Raw genomic sequence first — 23,806 nt, 5'->3', positions numbered from 1 at the left:
GTGCTAAGCGGTAATACAAAAATACCAAACTGACGTGAACATTGTCAAGTGAGTTTGATGAGTGGGCTCATCTATTTATAGTATAGACCAATGTCGACGAGTCCTAACAAACTTTATTGAACATACTTTGAAGTAAAAAAAGACTGCATGTAGGGCAGAGGCTGACTCGGCTCGATCCATGCAGTCCATTCAATTGTTAAGCTGAAACGTTAAGCTCTTTCAATACCGCGATCTCGTCACAACAATCCTGCTTGCTGCAATGAACACAGTCCGTCCATACTTTCTCGGGGAAAATTTCTTTTTCCACCACGGCAAAGCCGTTTTTGAGGAAGAAGGATACTTCATATGTCAACGCCATCACCTTGGGAATCTGTTGTTTCTCCGCCTCTTCTACCAATCGATCCAACAATCGGGAGCCAATACCAAGCCCTTTGTGCCCTTCCGAGATGCCGAGTGATCTGACTTCTACCAGATCATTCCCCAGACGACAAAGCGATCCGCAACCCACCACTTCACCATCAACTTCGGCTACAACAAAGTGCTCCAGCTGCCGGTGCAGTATTTCCCGTGATCGCGGAAGCATGATCCCACGCTCTGCATAGCCCTTAATCATTTCATACAGTGGTTCAACATCTTCCGGCACGGCTTTTCTGCATATTACCGACATCCTGCTCTCCTCCTATTACCAAGCTTTCCAGAGGAAAGCTGACTTCGTAGTTGTTAAATTAACACGCTCTGTAAAATCAATATGAATAAATATACAACAGAGCGTATAGAATTTCAAGCTACGAATTCAGCGATATGGACCCGATAAACTCCGCAAAAACGTCATTTCCGAACAGGATACCCTGCTCGCTCAGTCGGAAGCCGTCTGCCGTACGCTCAAGCAACCCTGCGTTCAACATTTTACCCAAAGGCTTCGCAAACACTTCTTCCATGGACTCTCCAAACTGTTCGCTAAACCGTGAGGCTGAAGCCCCCTCCAGCATTCTCAGTCCAACCATCAGATAATCTTCCATAGCCTCCGGGCGAGCAATCTCAAAATGATCCAGACGAGGCAATCCCGCTCGTGAAGCTTCAACATAAGGATTTATACCTTTAATATTCATATGACGTTCGCGGCCTACATATCCATGTGCACCTGCACCCAGACCGTAGTAGTCCTCATTGCGCCAGTACGTAATATTGTGACGACTCTCGAAGCCTGGCTTGGCAAAATTACTGATCTCGTATTGTCCATAGCCTGCTTCTTTCATACGTCTCATTAATAGAAGATACATCTCAAGCTCATCATCTTCATGAGGAAGAGGGAGTTGGTTCTTCTGATACAGTGTATGGAAAAGGGTATTCTCTTCCACTTTCAGGCTGTAGATGGAGTAATGCGGCAGATCCAGTTCCAGTGCTTTGTCGATACTCTCATTCAACATCCCTACAGTCTGGTTCGGCAATCCGAACATCAGGTCAATGGACAGATTAGTCAGTCCCGCTTTTCGAGCGTTCTCCAGACTCCGATATACATCATCCGTATTATGAATACGGCCAATGCCTGTCAGCAGATCATTCTGAAAAGCCTGAACGCCAAAGCTGACACGGTTTACGCCGCCTTCTTTCATTGCAGCGAGCTTCTCCGCATCGGTTGTCCCCGGGTTCGCTTCCATCGAAAATTCAATATCGTCGGCCCAATTGGGGAAATACGTCTTCACTGAACGAAGGAATACGGCCATTTCATCCGGTTTCAGAGCTGTTGGCGTACCACCACCTACAAATATGGTCTTGATCTCACCCGGTGGATTTGCCTTAACTGTATGTTCCATCTCCCGTTCCAGCGCTTCGAGATATTGCATCACGGGCTGATCTTTCAGAACGTAGGAGTTAAAGTCGCAATAAAAACACTTATTCGTGCAAAAGGGAATGTGTAGATACACCGCTTGGGGCGCACCTGTCTTCCGGCTGTGTGCTGCCAATGTCATGGCAAGTCCCCCTCTATTTGAAAAAAGGAAAGCCATCCGGCTTCCCTTTCAGCTTCGTTATTTAATATTCTGTGTTGTACCTGAGAAAAAATATCGTTTATCCTTTCATACACAAATTATTGATGTACCGAAAGGATTCACGTGACGTTTGCAAGCAAACGTCTTAATCATCAATTTTCAGTACCGCCATAAATGCCTCTTGCGGCACCTCAACGTTACCAACCTGCTTCATCCGCTTCTTACCTTCCTTCTGCTTCTCAAGCAGTTTCCGTTTCCGCGAGATGTCACCACCATAACACTTGGCAAGTACGTTTTTACGCATGGCTTTTACCGTTTCACGGGCAACGACCTTGGTACCTACAGATGCTTGAATCGGCACCTCGAACATTTGCCGTGGAATCAGCTCGCGCAGCTTCTCACAGACAATGCGTCCGCGGTTATAGGCACGGTCACGGTGAACGATGAAGGACAGGGCATCAACCTGCTCGCCATTAAGTACAATATCCATTTTCGCCAGATTGGACTGACGGTAACCGGACAGCTCATAATCCAGAGACGCATATCCTTTGGTACCGGATTTCAACTGGTCGAAGAAGTCATATACAATCTCGGACAACGGAATTTCATAGGTAATGGTAACCCGGGTCGTGTCCAGATATTCCATATTCACATATTCACCGCGTTTATTCTGACACAGTTCCATAATGGTACCTACATAATCATTCGGTACGATGATATCTGCCTTAACATATGGTTCCTCGACGTAATCAATCCGTCCCACCTCAGGATAGTTGGATGGGTTGTCGATTTTCATCACTTCACCATTCGTTAAAGTGACGTGGTAGATTACACTTGGTGCCGTTGTAATCAACGGAATGTTGAACTCCCGCTCGATCCGCTCCTGAATAACGTCCATGTGAAGCAGTCCAAGGAATCCACAACGGAATCCAAAACCGAGTGCACTGGATGTTTCCGGTTCAAAGCTCAGAGACGCATCGTTCAACTGCAATTTCTCCAATGCTTCACGCAGATCAACATAGTCGGAGGTTTCGATCGGATAGAGACCACAATACACCATTGGGTTAATTTTACGATAACCCGGCAAAGGCTCTGGTGTTGGATTTTTGGCATCCGTTACGGTATCCCCGACTTGTGTATCGCCAACATGCCGAATACCTGCAACGATAAATCCAACATCACCCACGTTCAGCTCGTCCACGATGGTCATGCGAGGTTTGAACGCACCAACTTCAATGACTTCAAATGATTTACCTGTTGCCATCATTTTGATTTTGGAACCGGATTTGATTTTGCCGTCGACAACACGTACATATACGATTACACCTTTGTACGGGTCATAGTGCGAGTCAAAAATCAGCGCTTTCAAAGGTTGGTCAGGATCACCGATTGGTGCAGGAACACTTTGCACCACTTGCTCCAAAATTTCTTTGATTCCGATGCCTGATTTGGCTGAAGCCAAAACCGCATTACTTGTGTCCAAACCAATAACATCTTCCACTTCCTGCTTCACCCGTTCAGGATCAGCACTTGGAAGGTCAATTTTGTTGATAACTGGTAGAATTTCAAGGTTGTTATCCAGTGCCAGATACACATTGGCAAGTGTTTGGGCTTCAATTCCCTGAGCCGCATCCACAACCAGCAGAGCACCTTCACATGCAGCAAGACTGCGTGATACTTCATATGTGAAGTCTACGTGTCCTGGTGTATCAATCAGATTCAATAAATACTCTTCACCGTCATCCGCTTTGTAAGTCAAAGCTACTGCTTGTAGCTTGATCGTTATTCCACGTTCGCGTTCAAGGTCCATCTTATCCAGAACCTGTTCCTGCATTTCACGCGAAGTGAGCGCACCTGTGTGCTCCAAGATCCGGTCCGCAAGTGTTGATTTGCCGTGATCTATATGTGCAATAATAGAAAAGTTACGAATTTTACGTTGTCTTGCCCGAATGTCAGTCATTCCTTACCCCCAGAAACAGCCTAGTGTCAATCACTTCATTATAACAGTTGAAGCACAGTGCATCAATCCCGTGATGTCTCAACTTTACAATAAAGTGTGATCATATACTCCTAGAGGTTATATTGTACCTTTAATCCATGGTATTTTATTCAGCAACGCCGCTAAAAAGAGAGACCACCCACTTGATTCCACTATGTGAGAGATTTTGCAGTAGTCCTGCCGTTTTGTCTGCCAACACATCGACCGGAGCCTTATTCTGATCTGCCCCAAGCACTTGGCTTGGCGACTGAACAGGTACAAATGGGGGTTCTTTGATTTCCTTTTGCACAGGTGCAGCTGGAACAGATTCGGTAACCGGGGAAGTTGGCTCAGTTGTTACCACGGTTGACGTGCCTCCTGATGGATTGCCAATCTGAAAGTTGCCGCCAGCCAGCTGCATTCCAAACAGAACACCCAGCAACATTAATACAGCCATGGATAACAGTCTTTTACCGAATCTGGACATATGCTTAACCTCCTGTCACTCTCTACTATTTTCATCTTCTTACATATATAATCCCTACCCACCCTGCGACGAGGTTTCCGCACTTGCTTTGTCCACCTTCTGATCTTCCCAATACACTTGGGCAATCATGTCTGCGAGGATCTTTGATGTCCGTTGTAACTCAGCTCCTGTATTGTCAATGCCGCCTATCTCGATCAAAATACTGTTGGGTGAAAGGGTTTGGTTATACTCTCCATTGTTGGCGCCTCCGCCATCCTTACCCCACACACCACGGGATACTCCCGGGTACTTGGCTTCCAACTTCTTATGAATTTTCGCTGCAAAGGCTTCATTCTGCCGCCAATTTGGATTTTCATGTCCAATAATGAAATACACTTTGGCGTAGCCCAAGTCATTAATTGTCGTTGTTGTTTTGCCATGACGCTGTGAATCGCGGTGAATGTCTATGAGGTACGTCAGATCATCATTTTGAGCAAGTGCCGCTTTTACCGTTTGACGAGAATATTTATAGGAATAGTTCCAGTTATAATCCTTTACTTTAGTCGGGTAATCATCCTTGGCGTGCTCTACGCCGATTCCCAGCTTCTCCAGACTGTCTGAGAGATAGGTGCCCACTTGAAACACATTGCCGGTTGATTTGCCTGATGATGGATTATCACTTTTCGTACCTAGCAATGGATTGTATCCTTCCCGTGGATGGGAATGATAGATAAGAATTGATTTTTTGCCTGTTGTCTGGGAGCCTGAATTATCTTTCTCTCCATTCTTCGCTGGGGGATCTGCCTTGCCTTCTCCATCCCCAGGCTCGCTCGAATCAGGCGGATCCGTATTGTCCTGACCTGGTGGAACATGCAGTTCACTACCGGGTTTCCCTCCACCTGCGGAAGCTGTATCCGTGAGACCAGGACCGGGCTGATAATCTTCTGGAGCCTCTGCCTTTTCGTTACCAGATCCAGGACGGAGCAGAACAGGTTGGTTGGAACCCATACCCGGCATTTCTCTAGCAATCAGGCTCTTGGGATCTTGAGGATTTACATTCGTTAGTAATTGGAAAACAAATGAAGTGAGATTCTCACCGGATATGGCAGAGGTCTGTTCTTTCTGGGTGAGATGGGGCATCTCCATACCGAGCATATCAACGAAAAAGCGGCTTGATACAGCACTGGCAAATCCTTTCATTGAAGAAACGGGTGAATTATTCAAGCGTTTCTCTGCCATACCCCCAAGACCAAGTACAACAAAAAACAAGGCAGATATGATCATAAGCAACAACAACGTACGGCCCATGGCCAGCACGTGCAGACATCGTTTTTTCCACTTTCCAATATTCCAGGCCAATATCTTGTTCATTCTGCTGTCTCCTTCCCTGCTGGACAACTCTTATACTTCAACTCTATGAGCCCGCCCAATCTGATAGAACAGGAAAATGAAAGATTCAAGAAACAAAAAAAGAAAGTCCGATAGATTCGGACCTTCTTCTCAGTTTTAAGTTTTAATGTGTATAAGCAGCTACGTTATCCGGATTCACTGCATCATGGAGTGCGGCATTAAGTCCCGTGGCGATGACGTTGGCAATGCCCTCAATAAACTCATCGATTTCCTTCGGAGTAACAATGAGGTCATGACCCAGCGGCTCCAGTACCTCTTTGACCAGACTTAAGCGATCTTGCTCACCAATGTCGTCCAGCATGCCCATGATCTGTTTTGTCTGATCCGTTTCCTGGCGGAAGTGTGAGCGCATCATCTCAATCACATTGTTCACAATGGTGGACGCATAACATACGGTAGGCACTCCGATGGCGATGCATGGCACGCCTAATATCTCACGAGTCAGGCCACGCCGTTTGTTTCCAATACCGGAACCAGGATGGATACCAATATCGGCTACCTGAATGGTGGTATTTACACGTTCCAGAGAACGGGAGGCCAGGGCATCAATTGCAATAATAGCATCTGGCTTGGTCCGGTCTACAATCCCCTGTACGATGTCACTGGATTCAATGCCTGTTGTCCCTAACACACCAGGAGCAATTGCGCTGACCTCCCGATATCCTGGCGCAACCTGATCGGGCACCAATTCGAAATACTGACGGGTTACCATCAGATTTTCCACAACAAGTGGACCGAGTGAATCCGGGGTGACATTCAAGTTGCCCAGACCAACAATCAAGACCTTGGATGTTTTGTTGATTCCGGCCTTGATCATAAAATCTTCCATCTCGCGTGTGAACTCGGCAGCAACACGTTCCTGTAAATCCGTATCCCCATTCCGTAGTGAGGGGACTTCCAACGTGACATAATGACCTTTCACCCGACCAATGGCTGTGGCTGCTTCATCATTAAGTACATCAATACGTGTAATCGTAATGCCCTCTTTTTTTTCCACATCTTCCCGTAATCCGGGAATCGTCTGTTTCTGTCCACCTTGCGCCATTTCCTTGGAGTCGATGGCCAAATCGGTACGAACTGTATAGTTTTGCAAATCCAGTGTCATTCTGTCCCTGCCTCCCTTACCGCATTTGAGCATATTGTGTGGGAAAAAGAGTTTCTTTATGCAGCATGTCGAACATCGTAGGAATATCTGTTGCATTTTACATGCTAGCGTGATAGAATATTTTAAGTTGTGAAACGTTTGTATTCATGCAAATGCCTTACAGGAGGTGAATGTAATGCCAAACATCAAATCCGCTGTTAAACGCGTAAAAACGAGCGACAAGCGCCGCGCACTCAACGCTTCCCAGAAGTCTGCACTCCGTACAGCTGTTAAAGCTGCTGATGCTGCTCTGGTAAGTAACGAAGTTGATACTGCAAAAGCTGCGATTCAAGCTGCTTCCAAAAAGCTGGACAAGGCTGTAACTAAAGGTCTGGTTCATAAAAATGCTGCAGCACGCAAAAAGTCTCGCTTGGCGAAAAAACTGAACGCTCTTTCCGCACAAGCGTAAGAAGCGTTACTTATACGATCCAATGGAAAAATCCTGAACAGCATAGGCTTTCAGGATTTTTTAGTATCTGATTCGATAAGTATAAGACACAGACAAAGCGACCTTTATTCCGATGATCTAACCATCATGGAGCAAAGGTCGCTTTGTTTGTTATTTACACTAGTAATCTATTACGGTACCTATTTTTTACGCACCAAGTCTTAATAAGAACAGCTCCAGACCAAGTACTTTATCCACCGCTCCTGTTTTCATCTGGTAATCCAGTTCGCTGAGGTGACTCAAGATCATTCTCAGACGATCCGCCTGAAATTTGCGAGCTTGTTCTCCCGCAATCTTAACGGCATATGGATGCAGGCCAAGCTGACTGGCGATCTGCTGTTGGGAGTAGCTTTGTTGGCCCAACTCTTTAACTTGAATCATAATCCGAAACTGCCGAGCGATCAAAGCCGCAATTTTAATCGGTTCTTCCCGCTGCTTCAGCAACTCATAGAACAGAGCCAATGCCTTCTCCAGTCGCAAATTAGCCAGTTCTTCCACCAGTGAAAATACATTCTGCTCTGTACTGCGGGCAACCAGCGATTCAATATCAGCACGCTTAATAGTCCCACCATTACCCGCAAACAAACATAACTTGTCTACTTCAGCAGACAGGGTCTGAAGACCTGTTCCTGCATAGTTGATTAATGTTTCCGCCGCTCCTGTCTCCAAGGAAACATCCCGCTGCTTCGCCAGTTTCACGATCCAATTCAACAGCTCATCTCCACTAAGTGGAGCAAAAGCAAGAACGACTGCCTGTTTCTTGACAGCCTTCACCAGTTTCTTGCGCTCATCCAGCTTATCCCCTTGGGCCAGGAAAACAATCGTACTGTAATCTGCCGGATTTTCCATATATGTAAGCAGACGATCAACCTGATGTTCAATCTTGGATTCTTTACCTGCAGTGAACAGGCTCGCGTCCCTTACAATAATTAATTTGCGTGGAACGAGAAAAGGTACGGTCTCTGCTTCTTCAATAACGACCTCCACAGCCGTCTCAGACAAATCATATGGAATAATCGCAAAATCACGATGTTCTTCTTCAATAACCTGTTCTTTTAACATATCCGTAAATTGCTGTATCTGGTACTTCTCCGTTCCGTACAGCACATAGATCGGTGCCGTTTCTCCATTACGTATTGCCTTTGTTGCACTTTTTACATCCATTCACGGCGCCTCCTTATCCCTCTTATCCTACCAGAAAAAGCGCAAGACAACAAAGGGACCTTACATCCAGTTGCGGATGAAGGTCCCCTGTCCTACATCTATATAAACGCAGACACCAGCCATTCTAGAAAAAGCCAGCGCGCGGTCATACGACGTCAGTTGTTTGAACTGAGATAGGACGTTTTGTTACTTCCATTATATGCTTGTCATACTGAAAATGTTCTTTCGTTTGAGGAGTGAACTTCCCAATCTTAATTATTTCGCAGAAGCTCCACCTGAAACGGCAGGTACATTAAACGAATTCTTCGCCGTTGTTCCGTCCTTGTCCGTTTCGTAATTAAATAGGGTACCATCCTTAGACCAACTCGCTGACTTCAGTGTGCCCTCTATACTGCGTTGTTCAACCAAATTTAGAACATCCGGTTCGCCCACAGGTTTCGAGTATATGCTGATTTGATCACCAATAAGCATAACTACATAAGAGCCGTCAGGTGATTTCCATTCTTTTGGTGCTGCCGTTGTACTCATCTCCTGATCCGGTCCTGCTGCGAATCCTTGGCTTCCTCCAGAGGCGTCTGTACCTGCAGCGGATGCAGCGGAATCAGGAGCAGAATTACCTTCTACCGGAGCATCTTCATTTACATTCGGTACGATTGTCTGAGAAGTGAAGGAATCTCCATTGTCTGTTTCAGTTACTCCGTTCTCTTCCCCATCTGCAGGAGTTCTGGGCGCACTTCCTGAATCTGGATTTTTCTGCTCGGAATCTTGATTCTGAACTTGATTCCTTTGATTATCGGTCGTAGGTGTTTTGGACGAATTGTCTTGTGTTCCTTTATTTGAAGAAGGCGTTGATTCAGTAGTCGGTTGTTGAGGAGTCGGATCTGACCGAACCTCAGGCTCCTGCACCTTTTCTCCACCATTCTCTTCGGGAGTTGTTTCTGTTCCCAGGTTATCCCCTTCCGTTGAGGAAGTATTCGAATTATCCACAAATACATCGTTGCTGCTTGGTGTGGAAGAAGCTGCTGAATCATTATTCTCAATATTCTTGCTCAATGGATTCTCATCCACATTGCCACTCTCTTGAGAAGCTCCAGAGCTCAGCATCATGGAATCGGCATTCTCAATCTGTTCAGGCTGATATCCCCAGATGGCAAATCCCAATACAACTGCCGCAGCCGCTGCCCCCATGGACATACGTCCTGCCATCGAGTTGAGCCATTTTTGCTTCGTTTTCCGCTCACTTGAACGTTGTAAATTCTCAAATGTAGCAGGGACAGGATTCATTTCCTGTATGGTGCTGCTTTGTTCCTTCCGCGCTTCGTCAATGGCATCAAGTTGTGGCATAATCGCATCAACCAGACTGAATCTCGGGCTTACTTGCGGTAATTCTTCCAGTTCTCTGGAAAGAGCTCTGAGTAAACTAAAATTCTCGGCACACTCCGGACACTTCGCCACATGCTGTAGCATCTGCGCGGTTTCCGCCTCGCCCAGATCATGATCCAGATAGCGGTGCATCCATTCCACCACCTCTTCGCATTTCATCCTGTCACACCACCTTTCTGATATTCCTGTAGTAGATTCTGTAATTGCTGCCTGGCTCTAAATAAATAAGATTTCACCGTATTCAATGGAAGATCGAGACAATCCGCAATTTCATTGTAGGATAAGTCCTGCAAATATCTTAGAACAATAACGGTCCGATGATGCTCGGGAAGCTTGTTGATCGCATCCTGAATGTCTTGGGCCACATATGTAGACATGACCTCGTACTCCACATCCTGATTATCCTGAAAAACCATGTCATGTTCGTCAATGGAGACGGATGGTTTGGTTCTTCTGAATTTATCAATACAGATGTTCGTGACGATGCGTTGTACCCAGGTTTTAAATTGGGCTTTTTCTTCGTATGAGTTGATTTTGGTGTAAATTCGGATCAATGCTTCCTGAGCAGCATCCAAAGCGTCCTGTTCATTATTTAGAATGTAATATGCGGTCCGATAGACATGTTGTTCAATCTCCCGCAATAGGGTAATTAGAGCGTCGCGATCGCCCGATTGAGCGGCTCTGATGAGTTCCGGCTCTACCACAAAGGATCCCCCTCTCCCTGCAACCTTACAGACGTGATCATCAATAAAATTGTTGCAAAGTTAAGTATTTTTTAATTTGCCATAACAAAATAACGGCGTATGTATTTGGGCCGCTGAAATCTTCTCTTAGAATAACAGAAATTGCATAACGAGTCACCAAACGTATCCAAAAGGGATTCCATTACTTACACGACTCAATTCAAATGCAATGGCATACATTATAGCGAAGCACTTTTTGGTTCTGAAAATAAAAAAAAGTCGAAATTTGTCCAAATTTAAGCTGATTTTAATGCAATTTTCATGAAAATGGTGTATTGTAAATTTACATTCATAAAACACGAGGTGATGAGCATGCCAGCTCTAGCGAAAATTCAAGCTTTAAAAGAACAAATGCCCAAAGAATACCAAAGTATTTCCCACTTTGTGGAACATGCACTGGAGTCCATTGATACTCTGGTTGAGGAACATCGTAAGTATGTAGCTGCACAGGCATTATACGGCGATAAAATCGTTGGATCGGAAGAACGCTTGTACAGAGAAACCGTACTTGATGTCAGAGCACAGCTGTTGATGACTCTTGAAAAAACGGTAGAAGATCTGTTGCACAAGGGTGACAAACATTGGAACAAACACTTTAAGGATGGCGTGGAGTAGTTCTTATATTTCTTCTACATTTTGAAAAAATGGCCCGTTTTCCGATATTCTCCTTCGTGGAGTGTAACGGAAAGCGGGCTTTTTTTGTGTGCTGTGCTATAACTCGCGATCAAATGAAGTGATGAATTAATAGCGCCTGGACGTCTTCTTTCTCAGCCTGTATATGTTAAAATATAGTAAATCTCAAGTCTACTCGTTGTTGAATATAGTTTTTTTAAGATGGAGGTCAATATTTGAAATGACAAAAACTCATAGAATCCATAGGCCTCGTGGAAAAATACTTGCAGCTATATTAACTGCAATTGTAATTTCACTTGTAATGGGGTTATATCACTACGTTCCCTTGGATGAAAGAATAGAGAATGCCCACTATTATTCATTCGGATATACATTTGCGGTTGGATTATTGATTAACCTCGCTATTTTACTTTTCTTAATTATGCCACTTTCCATATTGGTGGATGGATTACTTTTATACAGAAGAAAAGATAATACGTATATGAGATTGCTTGTTGCTATTGCGGCGTATGGTCTATTAGGCTTCATAGGTGGAATTATCTACTCGATATTTACACTTAACTTCATTACTTTTTCTGGTCAGACTATCCACATTATTGTAAGCTCTCTTGTTTTTTTTGCCTTACAGTTGGTATTAAATCGGAGCTTTTTTCACTTATCTTCACACCGATAAATAGAGTGCATGCTGTAATATCCGTTCTTATAAACTCTTCAACCTGCTCACCTATACCTTCTTATAAAATCCATCACTCATCTGCAACCAACTTGTACCGGATATCAATCTTTCCATCCTTCACTTTCATCTGTACCTCACCCATCTGATCGGTCCGATAAATCTCTGACCCGGTAGCTTCCAGACGTTCCATCACTCCCGGATTGGGATGCCCATATGTATTATTAACACCAGCAGAGATCACGGCGGTTTTGGCGTTCCAGTATTGGAGCCAGGCTTCGGTTGACGACGTTTTACTCCCATGATGAGCGACCTTTAACACGTCTATGGAGACAGATGCTGGTGGAGCAATATTTGAATTTTCCGGCAACAGGCCTGTAAGTCCCCTTTGTACAACTCCCTTTGTAACTCCAATATCTGCACCTTTCTGTTCAAACTGGGCAGCCAATGAGCCGTCCTGAATCATATAGAGCAGGTCCTGCTCGGCTGCTGCATCCATGTCCCCGGTGAACAGCATGGAAGTGCCAGCCATGTCCAGCAAAAAGACAACTGAATCATGATTCTGGTGTTCCGACACAGGCATATTACCTGGATCATGTACATCCATATGCGCCAGATCTGGAGCTATAAAACGTAAACTTGTCTCTTTATCAGCCTTATAAGTCATACCCTGCTGAATGGCGTACAGAGGAATTTTTCGTTCCATGGCTGTATTCAGTAACTTATCAAAGTTCTCCTTACCGCTGGTCGTTCCATTAAACATGAAATGTTTAACCGGAATCTGTTCCAGCACAGCCTGTAGCCCTCCGGCATGATCCTGATCGGCATGTGTTACAATGACAGCGTCCAGTTGGTGGATGCCTCTCTTTTTCAATAAAGGAACAACCACCTTGGCTCCGACCTCATACGGATCACGTCTTGTTTTCCACGATTGCTCGGTGTTCCCAAAGTTAACTGTTCCCCCGCCATCCACCAAAATGTGTTTGCCTTCCGGGGTTGTGATCAACGTACCGTCCCCTTGTCCAATATCCAAAAACTGCACAATGCCGGTTCCAGCAGGCTTGGGAGTCTGATATGCCCACCACAAGCCAGCAACAAAGCTGAGCGCGAGCAAACCGCACAACCATTGCTGAGCTTTACTCATTCGTTCATGTGCATAATAACCTGCACCTCGTGCGGTAAATGCACTTGTATACTCCGGCCAGGCAATACTGGCTCCTAATATGGTTAACGAAGTTTCTTTTCCATCTATACGTTTCTTACCTTGATCCTGATCCTGTGCCACGTTAGACATCGAAGAGCGAATGCCCCTATTCCCCATGGAAACTATATGTTGTCGCCTCACAAGAGGAGCTGTATCCTCCTCAATAAACGCCGTTTCCCGCTGTTCACCATTGCCACGATGCAACAAGTAGAGTAAGGCATACAACACGGTATAATATGCGGCTATCCACAACAGGGAAGGTGTTGCCCAGATCAACACAAAACCTGGCAGGCTGTTCATCCACTCTACGCTTACAAATGTCAGCTGATTCAGTTGAATCGCAATCCATGCGAGAGGTCTCGCCAAGGGAACCCATATGAATGACAATAGCATGGCGACCGTCCCCAGAGGTAATATAATGGCGCTAATCAGAGAAACCAGTAGAAAGTTGGCCACAAATGAGAGCAATGAGAATTGGTTGAAATACAAGATGGTTACTGGAAAAGAAATCAGCTGAGCGGTCACCGTAACCGATGCTGTTGCAGCAAGAGATTTCGGCCAACTGCCGAACAGTCGGCTAATCAACGGCATGTAGATCATCAAACCTGCGGTTACGAGAAAGGATAACTGGAAGCTCACACTTAGCAAAAAGTACGGGTCCCACCACATCATCAGCAAAGCTGCTGCACTAATCATCTGGAGACCGTCTCTGGCGAGACCACGGCGTGCCATATACAAACCAATCATGGACATAATCCCTGCCCGAATGACTGAAGGTGAACCACCGGATAACAGTACATAAGCTGGCACCAGGATCAGAACAATCGTGAGTGCCGTCTCTCTGGTAAGCTTTAACCAGGATAGAATAAGGAGAAGAGAAGCTACATATACAGCGACATGAGTTCCGGAGATCGCCAGGATATGCGTTAGACCCAGTTGTGAAAACTGACCATAAGTTCCTGGATCAATATCATTAGCCATCCCGATGATCAAGCCCTTCATATAGCCTGCATGGGGCTCAGGAAATAACTGCTCTATCGCCGAACCCAACCTATGCCTCGTCCAATCCGTCCACCGTAGTACGTTAAATTGTCCAATGCCCTCAGGAGGCGTAGCTGTGACCGAGCCGACTCCCTTCACTTTGAACAACCAATGGATATGGAGGGTTCGCAAATAACTGCGATAATCAAACCCACCAAAGTTCCTCGCTTCGCCCGGAAGGGCAAATGAACCATCAAGTGTGATTAAATCACCCCGCTTCCAGCCCGCTGCTACTTGTTGTTCTTCTTCCTCCAACAGTCTGACTTGTACCATCAATTGTTCATCTATTTTGAATGCAGATGATGTTGCCAGACTTGTATCTGTTGATGAATCCGATAAGGGCATTATTGAAGACATCTGTATCTTAAAGTCAGCCCGATCTCCATCAATACGTACATCCGACACAAGCTCACCCTGAATTTCGGCTACCGAACCGTCAAGCTCTTTAGTAGCGATATGAGTAGTCTCGGACAGGCTACTGTGATTGCGTGCGTCATTCCATTCCCAATGTGTAGCACCTCCAATAAGGGCAACGAGTAAAAAGAAAATGGACCATCCACGTACATCTATGAAACGAAGCAGAAGTGGCAGACACGCCAGCGCTCCAATCATTCCCCAGATTAACGTCCAACCGGTTAACACACATGCCATCCCGCTACCGCATAACCAGCACATCGTAAAAGTCAGCAAAGGTCTGCCTTTCATGCGTCTCCCTCCTTCACGTCACGCGTTGAACGCAGAAAAACCCCCGAAAAGCCAATTCAGGCTTGCCGGAGGTTCTCCCTCGCATATTCGACCATATTCACATTAATTGCTCACAGTCATCATCGTTTCCCGCGGGGGCTGGTAATTCTCCAGCCTGCGGAACGTTATGCCCTTCTGTTCCATCATATTCGTAACCTTACGCGTATCTTTAGGATAAGAGCGATGAAACACGATTTCTGTAATACCACTGTTCGCAAGCATATTGGCACATGTCCAGCAAGGTTCGTCGGTCACATACACAGACGAGCCTTCGCGGTCGATTCGATCTGTGAATAAAAGCAAATTTTGCTCCGCATGGATTGTGCGAATGCAGCGTTGCTTTTTCACCATTTCTTCCTGACCATCAGTCACAACCAACTCATATTCTTCCGATATCATGCAACCCGCTTCAGAACAGTCCGGAACACCAGTGGGTGCACCATTATAGGCTGTTCCCAGCAGTTTCTTTCCCTGAACTAGCACGGCACCTACATGACGACGCGAACAGCGGGAACGGGTGGAAACCATATACGCGATGTCCATAAAATACGTATCCCAGTCCTTGCGTACCTCTACTGTACTCATGCTGCTTTCCTCCCGCTCAACACATTTTTTATTCTAATATTACCGGATCTGCACATATGGTGCCATCTTCTCCAGCATCTTCATGCCGATTCCTTTGACCTTTGTCAGATCACTAACTTTTGTGAAAGGACCATGTGCATTCCGATAGTCCACAATGGCCTGAGCTTTCTTCTCTCCGATTCCGGGGAGCTCTGTAAGCTTGGAGAGAGGTGCACTATTCACATCAATCTTGCCATTATCGCTTGCTTCCTCACGAACGATAGATGAATTACTACTTGATGCCGTCTCGGAGGTAACCGAAGGATTGGATTTCGTATCTTGCACTACCGGTTCAGTCGAAGCAGCAGTAACCAATGAAATATCGTTCGTCTGAGTTGGAGTTTGGGCTACTGGATCACCTTCGACTGCACCAATCAAGCTTTCTTTAGACTCTCCTACCTTTGCATCATTCCCAGTATGCATCCCATTTGCATCCGTTCCTGAAGATGCCCCTGGTTTGCCCTGAACCGAAGTAGCCGACTGTACAGCAGGAAGTTCCTGCTCTAACGTCGGCTTCTCGGTGCCGAGCTGCAAGGGTTCCCAGCCACTAGGTGGTTGTTCACTTTTGCCCGACCATAATATGAGTATACTTCCAACCACCGCAGCAGCAATGGTCATTCCTTTGTTCCATCTCATTTCTTCCACACCTCTCCCTGAATTCAAAATCATTCATTTCGAACACGGGCGGTGCTTCCGAACCGTTGAACATCCCTGATGAAACAAGTTATGCATTTTTCATGTCATGTGAAACAGGTCCTCACGCATAGAATAGAGGGAATGAACTGCGCCAGTACCGTAAAGCATGAAAGGAGGCCTGAACAATGAAGGTTGGATTTATCGGAACCGGCAGCATGGGCAGCCTGCTGATCTATGCCCTAATTCAATCCGGTGCACTTGAGCCCCGGCAGATCGCGGCCAGCAATCGAACCCCATCCAAAGTACGACAGTTATCCCTCCGTTACCCCGGTCTGCATGAATCCCAGAGCAATCGGGAAACGGTGATCCGAAGTAATATCATCTTCCTGTGCGTGAAGCCGCTTGAATTCAAACATGTCATTGACGACATCCTGCCTGTCGTGAATCCCAATCATATCATTGTCTCGATCACCAGTCCCGTGCAGCTGCGCCATCTGGAATCTTCACTTCCTTGCAAAGTCTCCAAGGTTATTCCCAGCGTCACACACCAGGTTGGCAGCGGCGCGTCCCTGTGTATACACGGCGAACGAATGACTAATGAAGACCGCGCTGTGTTGGAAAGTCTGCTTAGTCATATAGGCAGGCCGTACCAAGTGGACGAAGCCTGTACACGAATCACATCCGACTTCTCCAGTTGCGGACCTGCATTCATATCGTTCTTTTTGGAACAATGGATCGAAAGTGCCGTGAAGCTGACAGGCATCAAAAGAGCAGATGCCTGCGCTCTGGCTGGCGAAATGCTTCTGGGAACAGGCAAGCTGCTTACCGAAGGAGGATACACGCCGCAAGAGCTTCAAGCTCGTGTCGCTGTACCTGGCGGTATTACCGCTCAGGCACTTGCACTGCTGAAGGTTAGTCTCGACGGTGTTTTCGACAGCCTGATCCGCACGACACATGACAAATATGATGAAGATTTGTTAAAGCTGGATGAACTATTTCGAGCCGGTGAGATTAACCGGCAACAATATTAACGAGTTTGCCTGGAACGGCAATGACCTTGCGAATGGTCTTGCCTTCCAGCGCCTGCTTAACAGGTGCCAGCTCCATCGTGAAGTCCTGCATACCCTGTGCATCCAAGTCCTTCGCGATCGTCGCACGAGTTACGATTTTACCGTTTACCTGAACAACGATTTCTACTTCCGCATCCACTGTCATGGACTCGTCATATTCCGGCCAAGCCACGTAAGAGATTCCACCTTCATGACCCAAACGACTCCACAGTTCTTCTGCCATATGCGGTGCCAGTGGTGACAGCAGTTGCACAAAGTTCTCCATCGCTTCACGAGGCAGTGTATCGGCTTTGTATGCATCGTTGATGAAGATCATCAGCTGGCTGATAGATGTGTTGAAGCGCAGATGTTCCAGATCTTCCGTCACTTTTTTGATCGTTTTGTGAGCAGTCCGCTTGAACTCATCCGTTCCACCGTCCACCGTAATCTTGTCATTGATGGCTCCTGTATCTTCGTTAATAAAGAGACGCCATACACGTGACAGGAAGCGGTGCATGCCTTCAACCCCGTTTGCATTCCACGGTTTTGTCGCTTCCAATGGTCCCATAAACATTTCGTACAGACGCAATGTATCCGCACCGAATTCATTCACAATTTCATCCGGGTTAATGACATTACCACGAGATTTACTCATTTTCTCATTGTTCGTGCCTAGGATCATACCTTGGTTCACCAGTTTGTGGAACGGCTCTTTGGTATCCACAACACCCAGATCATACAGCACTTTATGCCAGAAACGAGCATACAGCAAGTGAAGCACCGCGTGCTCCGCTCCGCCAATGTACAGATCAACAGGCAGCCACTGCTGCTGTTTCTCCTTGGAGATCAGTTCCTTGTCATTGTGCGGATCGATAAAGCGCAGGTAATACCAGCAGCTACCCGCCCATTGTGGCATGGTGTTGGTCTCACGACGCGCCTTCATTCCCGTTTCCGGATCTACCGTATTCACCCACTCCGTAACATTCGCCAGTGGTGATTCTCCAGTACCCGAAGGTTTGATCTGATCGATATCAGGCAGCAGCAGTGGAAGTTGATCCTCCGGTACGGTCTTCATCGTTCCGTCTTCCAGATGCAGAATCGGAATTGGCTCACCCCAGTAGCGCTGACGGCTGAACAGCCAATCACGCAGACGATAGGTTACTTTCCCTTGTCCTTTACCGTTCTCTTCCAACCAGGCAATCATCTTGGCAACTGCTTCTTCATTGTTCAGTCCGTTCAGGAAATCGGAATTCACATGTGCGCCATCACCGGAATATGCCTCTTGTGTAACGTCTCCACCTTGAATAACCTCAATGATATCCAGACCGAACTGCTTCGCAAATTCCCAATCACGCGCATCATGCCCTGGAACAGCCATAACCGCACCTGTACCATAACCTGCAAGAACGTAATCAGCAATCCAGATCGGCAATTTTGCACCATTAACGGGATTGATTGCATAAGCACCAGTGAATACACCTGTTTTGTCCTTGGCCAAATCCGTACGTTCCAGATCACTCTTACGAGAAGCCTGTTCCTGATAAGCCTGAATCGCTTCACGTTGGTCATCCGTTGTAATCGCTTCTACCAATTCATGTTCCGGAGCAAGTACTGCAAAGCTCGCACCGAACAATGTGTCCGCACGGGTAGTGAATACCTTAATAACTTCCTCGCGACCTTCAATGGCAAAAACAACTTCTGCACCTGTCGATTTACCGATCCAGTTACGCTGCATATCCTTGATGCTTTCAGACCAATCCAGCTCTTCCAGGTCTTCCAACAGACGCTCTGCATACTCGGTAATTTTCAATACCCATTGACGCATCGGTTTACGTACAACCGGATGTCCACCGCGTTCACTCTTGCCATCAATAACCTCTTCATTAGCCAGTACCGTTCCAAGTGCTTCGCACCAGTTTACTGCGACTTCGTCCACATAAGCGAGGCCCTTATTGTACAACTGGATAAAGATCCATTGTGTCCATTTATAATACTCAGGGTCCGTTGTGCTGATCTCACGATCCCAGTCATAAGAGAAACCGAGTGATTTGATCTGGCGACGGAAGTTGTCAATATTGCGGAATGTAATATGCCGTGGATGTTCACCTGTATCCAATGCATGCTGCTCAGCAGGCAGACCGAAAGCATCCCACCCCATCGGATGTAATACATTGTAACCGCGCATACGTTTGTAACGGGAAACGATATCCGTTGCCGTATATCCTTCCGGATGACCTACGTGCAGACCTGAACCGGATGGATAAGGGAACATATCCAGTGCATAAAATTTCGGTTTAGCAGGGTCCTCACCCGTTTTAAACGTTTTATTGGCATCCCAGTATTGCTGCCAACTTTTTTCCATGACTTGTGGCTGATAGCCGTGCTTCGGCTGGTTATTCTCACTCATCTATTGTTCCTCCTTCAGGTTACTCGCTTAGCTTTAATTGCAACAAAAAAACCTCAGCATCCCGTAGCGTTTGCAGCGCTAGGGACGAGAGGTTGAATTCCCGTGGTACCACCCTAGTTAGCGGACGAACGTGCTTCGTCATCCACTCCCTTTGGACCTGTAACGGCGGTTAACCGATGCGGATTTCCATTCCTGAATTCCAGCTTATACTTAGCAGGTTAGACAGGATGGTGTAATCACCGCATTTCTCCAAGGCGAGTTCGCAATTTACTGTCAACCGGCTTGCACCAACCGCCGGCTCTCTGTGATGTACAGAAATCACTACTAATCCTTATCATCGAAATATGTATACAATATCGGGACCATTATATAAAAAAGCAAGCCCAAAGTCAATATTACACCTTATAATTGCCTTCTTGAAGATCACAGTTTGTATCCTTCATAACGCTGGTGCTGTTCAGGATAACCGAAATCGCTCAATTCCTTCCTCCAGGTTATGAATAGTCCAATTCACATGTTCCTGATTGTCATATTGCCGATAAGCGCACTCAATGCGCAGCACCAGATCAAAGTACAAGTCATACAGACTTCTTCTTTTTAGCTCACTTTCAGTCGTAATCGCAAGCCCATAACCTTTCACAAAACCGGGTGTATAGTTAAAATGACTGAAATAATGCTCCATCAGAGGGTCTGCCCACAGTGAACGTTCAAAATCAATAATTGCTGTGATGCGAACTTTGTCTACTAGAACATTGCCATCCCACAGATCCCAACTGATAAGCGCAGGTTCCTTTACATCGTCCAACACATCCGATTTCTCTTCAATCAAACGTCTCAATTCAGAGTGATCCATCGAAAATGTAATCCCGGCTTCTTCCCCATCGGCAAGAACGTCTTCCATCAGGTTCATAAAGGCTTCTTTCCATGTGGAATAACGCTGTTTTTGCTCCGAGAAATATCCGAACTTCTCGCCCTTGATTTCATTTATTCGACGATTGTAACGCCCCAGTTGTTGTTCAACGGCTTCCTGCTCTTCCGCAGAATACTGATCCTTGACCTGATTATAGGGTGTTCCAGACATGTACTCCATGATAAAATACCGCGCTGAAGCCATGGTTAACGAATCATCATAAACCAGAACTTTGGGTACGGGAACATCCTTCAACTCGCCGATGAGACGCAGTGCCTCGACCTCAGCAATCATCAGATCCTGCTCACAGCGCATCAGATTGGTGGAAGCCGAAGGGGCAATTTTGAGTACCACTTGCTGTTGGTCACTCAATGTAATGAGATATGCATGATTGGCCCAGCCATCCACCATTTCCTTGTAGTCCTGTATACTTGCAGATAGATGCTGTTCGATTATGGCATTTATTTGTTCTGACGAGAGTCTTGTTTTATATGTACTTTCCACTTCCACACCTCACCTCGACTATTTGTTTCCATAGAAAACGCTTTCTATCCGACTATTATCGCCTCCTTTACTTTAGCTGGCAATACTTTTTGTCACGCTCTTGGGTCTTTCCAAGCATTTCTTCGCCCGATCACAGAAACATGTCAATCCATCTTTACGAGAAATAAAAAAACTGCCCTCATACAACATAAGGAACAGTTTTTATCTTTTATACCTACTTCACAGCAACGTAGAACAAGCGCTGTGCGCTGTCTCCTGCCTCTTTCCATTCAAAATCTGCATATACCTTCACATCTCTAAAACCTGCCTTGGATAACTCCAGCTTCATCCAGTCCGGGTTATATGCACGTTGGACATGAACTTCTTCAAACCGCTGATACATATCCTTGCTGCCGTCATCCACACGTGAAAAAATACTGAGATGATGCTCAATCTCACAGCGATCCTGGTCCAAATCACAAGTCCAAATATAAGATACGGAGCGCTCATCAAGCACAAAAGGCTGCTCCTCATCATAACGGATAAGCGTATTGGGATGATGCACATCAAACAAAAACGTTCCATCCGGCTTCAGCATCTCATATGTCCGCTGGAATGTTCGAACGACATCTTCTTGTTCAAGCAGATAATTGACGCAATCGCAGAATGATATCACCGAATCCACAGGTTCCGGAACTCGCCAGTCTCGCATATCCTGCTGCACCCAACGTACGCTGCCTTCCCGATACAAGCGATGACCCTGAGGCGTAGCCTCCATCTTGCTACGCGCAACCGACAGCATATCTGCTGACAGGTCAATGCCTGTAACTTCGAAACCGGAGTTCACGAGCGGGATTGTAATAGAGCCCGTTCCACAGCCAAGTTCAGCGACACTTTTGGGCATTCCATGCTGTTCCCATGCTGTTCTTGCAAACCTTATCCAGTCCGGATAAGGCATATCTTCCATTAATTCATCGTAGACATAGGCAAATTTCCGGTAAGACATGTCAGGCACCGCACTTTCAATTTCATTTTTCAATCCTGATCTATATAAATTGAACTAAAGAATATTTACACTGGGCACTCCAATGACAGAACAACCTTCCGATCACTGTTATCCCCAGATTTTTTTGATTCCTTTTATAAAGGATTAAATCCGGGGATAGCGTATTCTTCCGAAGCAGCTTTCTTTCAGAAAGCTTTTAGGCGAACGCTACGCTTCTTCAGGTTCTTTCTGTCCTCTCCGTTTCGTGTAATTTTGGTTCAATTTATATAACAAGAGAAAAAGCAGGGGTATCCGGTGTTTACCCAGCCTATCCCTGCCTTCTCCGAGTTTCATATTACGAAATATTCAATCAAAAAAATTATTTGTTTTCATTCTGTTCCTTAGGAGCAGATTCGGACAGATACGTCCAGCTTTCCTTTTGGACCACCAATCCGTCCTTCATCAATTTTCCCAAGGCACGCTTGAACGCAGACTTACTGATGCCAAAGCGCTGCTTGATGATATCCGGTGGAGTTGCATCCGAATATGGCATGCCGCCCATAGGACGCTCTTTCATAAAGGCGAGAAGCTTGTCTGCATCTTCGTTACGTCCAACTTGTTTGAGCTGAGTCATGGCCAGATTCACACGTCCGTCTTCACGTACCAGTGTCACTCGACACTTCACTTTCTCACCAAGACGCAGCATATGACTACGTTCAGATGAATGAATCATGCCAATTGCACCAAAGCCAAGTACACCGCCCTCTACAAGTACAAAAGTACCCATCTGCAGTGGCTTGTATACCGTCGCTTCAACCCACTCGTTTAACCATGAAGTTGGCGCATGGAAAGCCAATGGTGAAAGTTCACGTTCCCCGGCCAATTTGGCACGCAGACGTCCTTGCTTATCATGTTCCATGATGACAAAGACTTCATCCCCCACTTGAGGACGCAGTTCTTCCAGTTCAGGCAATTCACGAATAGGAAGCAGCAATTGCCGTCCAAGTCCCATTTCCAGGAAACAACCCAGTCGTGGGTGAACATCAGCCACAACCAGTCGTGCCATTTCGCCAAGCATGAGATAAGGCTTCTTCATCGTTACAGCCAGACGATCTTCCGTATCAAAGAATACAAAGACCTCAAGTGTCTCACCAATCTTAATATCCCGTGTTAGCTCGGTGTAGTGAAGCAGTACATCTTCCGATCCTGTCGTCAAAAAGAAACCAAACGGAGACACTTCACGTGACACCGACAAAGAGACGACTGTTCCAGCAATCAAACTCATACCATTTCCACCACTTTGGCATCAGACCATAAACGTTCAATGTTGTAGTATTCACGCTCGTCGCGGTGGAAGATATGAACAACTACATCGCCCATGTCCATCAGTACCCAACGTGCGGAATCCATACCTTCGATACCTTTGATCGTCGCTCCAGCTGCATGAGCCTGTTTGCGAATCTCAGTGGCAATGGCCTGTACCTGTGTATCGGAATTCCCGTGACAAATAACAAAATAATCGGCCACCAGGGAAACATTAATCAGATCCAACGCTACAATATTGGATGCCTTTTTGTCGTCAGCGGCAGCAACCGCCATATTCATAAGTTCTTTCGATGATACTGTCATGAACCAACCTCCATAATCTATATTTGTGTGTTCAAAAAGATCCTTTATAATCAAAAGTGAACTT

Annotated in this window: 21 protein-coding genes and 1 other annotated feature; of the genes, 4 read left to right on the top strand and 17 right to left on the bottom strand. The window is 46.0% G+C overall.

Translation table 11 applies throughout. The features are described 5' to 3' along the window. Window positions 1-196: 196 nt before the first annotated feature. The 6 genes from ACX9NY_RS02125 to gpr form a co-directional block, all read right to left on the bottom strand. Window positions 197-667, bottom strand: a complete 471-nt coding sequence (locus tag ACX9NY_RS02125) for an N-acetyltransferase (protein ID WP_017687214.1) — start codon at window positions 665-667, stop codon at window positions 197-199. Window positions 668-785: 118 nt separating this feature from the next. Then, window positions 786-1,970 (bottom strand): radical SAM family heme chaperone HemW, encoded by a 1,185-nt coding sequence (gene hemW / locus ACX9NY_RS02120; RefSeq protein ID WP_472476903.1) that lies wholly within the window; start codon window positions 1,968-1,970, stop codon window positions 786-788. A 163-nt stretch (window positions 1,971-2,133) separates the two neighbouring features. Next, a complete protein-coding gene (gene lepA, locus ACX9NY_RS02115) occupies window positions 2,134-3,948 on the bottom strand; it encodes a translation elongation factor 4 (RefSeq protein WP_472476901.1) in 1,815 nt (604 codons plus the stop codon). A 145-nt stretch (window positions 3,949-4,093) separates the two neighbouring features. Further along, window positions 4,094-4,453 (bottom strand): hypothetical protein, encoded by a 360-nt coding sequence (locus tag ACX9NY_RS02110; protein WP_472476899.1) that lies wholly within the window; start codon window positions 4,451-4,453, stop codon window positions 4,094-4,096. Window positions 4,454-4,507: 54 nt separating this feature from the next. Continuing rightward, the gene (locus ACX9NY_RS02105; RefSeq protein ID WP_472476897.1) at window positions 4,508-5,803 is read right to left on the bottom strand and encodes a stage II sporulation protein P; all 1,296 of its coding nucleotides are present in this window, start codon (window positions 5,801-5,803) and stop codon (window positions 4,508-4,510) included. A 142-nt stretch (window positions 5,804-5,945) separates the two neighbouring features. Then, on the bottom strand, window positions 5,946-6,947 hold the full coding sequence (gpr, locus tag ACX9NY_RS02100) for a GPR endopeptidase (protein WP_253439436.1): 1,002 nt from the start codon (window positions 6,945-6,947) through the stop codon (window positions 5,946-5,948). 175 nt (window positions 6,948-7,122) lie between these two features. Here gpr and rpsT point away from each other — a divergent pair, with 175 nt between their 5' ends. Then, the gene (gene rpsT / locus ACX9NY_RS02095; protein ID WP_024628504.1) at window positions 7,123-7,395 is read left to right on the top strand and encodes a 30S ribosomal protein S20; all 273 of its coding nucleotides are present in this window, start codon (window positions 7,123-7,125) and stop codon (window positions 7,393-7,395) included. A gap of 186 nt (window positions 7,396-7,581) precedes the next feature. Here rpsT and holA read toward each other — a convergent pair whose 3' ends face one another. From holA to ACX9NY_RS02080, 3 genes are all read right to left on the bottom strand, one after another. Then, on the bottom strand, window positions 7,582-8,598 hold the full coding sequence (gene holA / locus ACX9NY_RS02090) for a DNA polymerase III subunit delta (RefSeq protein ID WP_339236086.1): 1,017 nt from the start codon (window positions 8,596-8,598) through the stop codon (window positions 7,582-7,584). Window positions 8,599-8,853: 255 nt separating this feature from the next. Then, window positions 8,854-10,140, bottom strand: a complete 1,287-nt coding sequence (locus ACX9NY_RS02085; protein WP_472476894.1) for an anti-sigma factor family protein — start codon at window positions 10,138-10,140, stop codon at window positions 8,854-8,856. Continuing rightward, window positions 10,137-10,685, bottom strand: coding sequence for an RNA polymerase sigma factor (locus tag ACX9NY_RS02080; RefSeq protein ID WP_017687205.1), 549 nt, complete (start codon window positions 10,683-10,685; stop codon window positions 10,137-10,139). Before ACX9NY_RS02080 ends, ACX9NY_RS02085 begins: the two co-directional genes overlap by 4 nt. Before the next feature lie 351 nt (window positions 10,686-11,036). Between ACX9NY_RS02080 and ACX9NY_RS02075 the strand changes: the two genes are divergently transcribed. Both ACX9NY_RS02075 and ACX9NY_RS02070 read left to right on the top strand, forming a co-directional pair. Further along, a complete protein-coding gene (locus ACX9NY_RS02075; protein WP_062835531.1) occupies window positions 11,037-11,339 on the top strand; it encodes a hypothetical protein in 303 nt (100 codons plus the stop codon). A 238-nt stretch (window positions 11,340-11,577) separates the two neighbouring features. Next, window positions 11,578-12,030, top strand: coding sequence for a hypothetical protein (locus tag ACX9NY_RS02070; RefSeq protein WP_472476892.1), 453 nt, complete (start codon window positions 11,578-11,580; stop codon window positions 12,028-12,030). A 73-nt stretch (window positions 12,031-12,103) separates the two neighbouring features. Here ACX9NY_RS02070 and ACX9NY_RS02065 read toward each other — a convergent pair whose 3' ends face one another. From ACX9NY_RS02065 to ACX9NY_RS02055, 3 genes are all read right to left on the bottom strand, one after another. Further along, window positions 12,104-14,980, bottom strand: coding sequence for a ComEC/Rec2 family competence protein (locus tag ACX9NY_RS02065; protein WP_472476890.1), 2,877 nt, complete (start codon window positions 14,978-14,980; stop codon window positions 12,104-12,106). Window positions 14,981-15,082: 102 nt separating this feature from the next. Beyond that, entirely contained in the window at window positions 15,083-15,604 is a 522-nt protein-coding gene (locus ACX9NY_RS02060; protein WP_339236098.1) for a deoxycytidylate deaminase, read from the bottom strand. 39 nt (window positions 15,605-15,643) lie between these two features. Then, a complete protein-coding gene (locus ACX9NY_RS02055; RefSeq protein ID WP_339256507.1) occupies window positions 15,644-16,279 on the bottom strand; it encodes a ComEA family DNA-binding protein in 636 nt (211 codons plus the stop codon). Between the two features lie 185 nt (window positions 16,280-16,464). Between ACX9NY_RS02055 and comER the strand changes: the two genes are divergently transcribed. After that, on the top strand, window positions 16,465-17,310 hold the full coding sequence (gene comER, locus ACX9NY_RS02050; protein ID WP_339236103.1) for a late competence protein ComER: 846 nt from the start codon (window positions 16,465-16,467) through the stop codon (window positions 17,308-17,310). Here comER and leuS read toward each other — a convergent pair. From leuS to rsfS, 5 genes are all read right to left on the bottom strand, one after another. Beyond that, a complete protein-coding gene (gene leuS, locus ACX9NY_RS02045) occupies window positions 17,291-19,735 on the bottom strand; it encodes a leucine--tRNA ligase (RefSeq protein ID WP_339236105.1) in 2,445 nt (814 codons plus the stop codon). The genes comER and leuS overlap by 20 nt on opposite strands. 77 nt (window positions 19,736-19,812) lie before the next feature. Then, window positions 19,813-20,082, bottom strand: a binding site (T-box leader). A 110-nt stretch (window positions 20,083-20,192) separates the two neighbouring features. Then, on the bottom strand, window positions 20,193-21,149 hold the full coding sequence (locus tag ACX9NY_RS02040; protein ID WP_472476887.1) for a phosphotransferase family protein: 957 nt from the start codon (window positions 21,147-21,149) through the stop codon (window positions 20,193-20,195). Between the two features lie 214 nt (window positions 21,150-21,363). Then, window positions 21,364-22,134 carry a class I SAM-dependent DNA methyltransferase gene (locus ACX9NY_RS02035; protein ID WP_339236110.1) on the bottom strand — a complete coding sequence of 257 codons (771 nt, stop codon included), beginning with the start codon at window positions 22,132-22,134 and terminating at the stop codon, window positions 21,364-21,366. Window positions 22,135-22,492: 358 nt separating this feature from the next. Then, window positions 22,493-23,398, bottom strand: coding sequence for a CvfB family protein (locus ACX9NY_RS02030; protein WP_472476884.1), 906 nt, complete (start codon window positions 23,396-23,398; stop codon window positions 22,493-22,495). Further along, window positions 23,395-23,742, bottom strand: coding sequence for a ribosome silencing factor (gene rsfS, locus ACX9NY_RS02025; protein WP_253439462.1), 348 nt, complete (start codon window positions 23,740-23,742; stop codon window positions 23,395-23,397). The genes ACX9NY_RS02030 and rsfS overlap by 4 nt, the downstream gene beginning before the upstream one ends. Window positions 23,743-23,806: the final 64 nt, after the last annotated feature.

The sequence above is a fragment of the Paenibacillus sp. CB74 genome (assembly GCF_055687625.1).
The sequence above is the reverse complement of the archived record's forward strand: the minus strand, read 5'-3'. Positions and strand labels throughout refer to the sequence as shown.

What these genes read in the sequence shown, in the direction of transcription:
- ACX9NY_RS02125 (WP_017687214.1), bottom strand. Translation starts at nt 667, where the DNA reads ATGTCGGTAATATGCAGAAAAGCCGTGCCGGAAGATGTTGAACCACTG.
- hemW (WP_472476903.1), bottom strand. Translation starts at nt 1,970, where the DNA reads ATGACATTGGCAGCACACAGCCGGAAGACAGGTGCGCCCCAAGCGGTG.
- lepA (WP_472476901.1), bottom strand. Translation starts at nt 3,948, where the DNA reads ATGACTGACATTCGGGCAAGACAACGTAAAATTCGTAACTTTTCTATT.
- ACX9NY_RS02110 (WP_472476899.1), bottom strand. Translation starts at nt 4,453, where the DNA reads ATGTCCAGATTCGGTAAAAGACTGTTATCCATGGCTGTATTAATGTTG.
- ACX9NY_RS02105 (WP_472476897.1), bottom strand. Translation starts at nt 5,803, where the DNA reads ATGAACAAGATATTGGCCTGGAATATTGGAAAGTGGAAAAAACGATGT.
- gpr (WP_253439436.1), bottom strand. Translation starts at nt 6,947, where the DNA reads ATGACACTGGATTTGCAAAACTATACAGTTCGTACCGATTTGGCCATC.
- rpsT (WP_024628504.1), top strand. Translation starts at nt 7,123, where the DNA reads ATGCCAAACATCAAATCCGCTGTTAAACGCGTAAAAACGAGCGACAAG.
- holA (WP_339236086.1), bottom strand. Translation starts at nt 8,598, where the DNA reads ATGGATGTAAAAAGTGCAACAAAGGCAATACGTAATGGAGAAACGGCA.
- ACX9NY_RS02085 (WP_472476894.1), bottom strand. Translation starts at nt 10,140, where the DNA reads ATGAAATGCGAAGAGGTGGTGGAATGGATGCACCGCTATCTGGATCAT.
- ACX9NY_RS02075 (WP_062835531.1), top strand. Translation starts at nt 11,037, where the DNA reads ATGCCAGCTCTAGCGAAAATTCAAGCTTTAAAAGAACAAATGCCCAAA.
- ACX9NY_RS02070 (WP_472476892.1), top strand. Translation starts at nt 11,578, where the DNA reads ATGACAAAAACTCATAGAATCCATAGGCCTCGTGGAAAAATACTTGCA.
- ACX9NY_RS02065 (WP_472476890.1), bottom strand. Translation starts at nt 14,980, where the DNA reads ATGAAAGGCAGACCTTTGCTGACTTTTACGATGTGCTGGTTATGCGGT.
- ACX9NY_RS02060 (WP_339236098.1), bottom strand. Translation starts at nt 15,604, where the DNA reads ATGAGTACAGTAGAGGTACGCAAGGACTGGGATACGTATTTTATGGAC.
- ACX9NY_RS02055 (WP_339256507.1), bottom strand. Translation starts at nt 16,279, where the DNA reads ATGAGATGGAACAAAGGAATGACCATTGCTGCTGCGGTGGTTGGAAGT.
- comER (WP_339236103.1), top strand. Translation starts at nt 16,465, where the DNA reads ATGAAGGTTGGATTTATCGGAACCGGCAGCATGGGCAGCCTGCTGATC.
- leuS (WP_339236105.1), bottom strand. Translation starts at nt 19,735, where the DNA reads ATGAGTGAGAATAACCAGCCGAAGCACGGCTATCAGCCACAAGTCATG.
- ACX9NY_RS02035 (WP_339236110.1), bottom strand. Translation starts at nt 22,134, where the DNA reads ATGTCTTACCGGAAATTTGCCTATGTCTACGATGAATTAATGGAAGAT.
- ACX9NY_RS02030 (WP_472476884.1), bottom strand. Translation starts at nt 23,398, where the DNA reads ATGAGTTTGATTGCTGGAACAGTCGTCTCTTTGTCGGTGTCACGTGAA.
- rsfS (WP_253439462.1), bottom strand. Translation starts at nt 23,742, where the DNA reads ATGACAGTATCATCGAAAGAACTTATGAATATGGCGGTTGCTGCCGCT.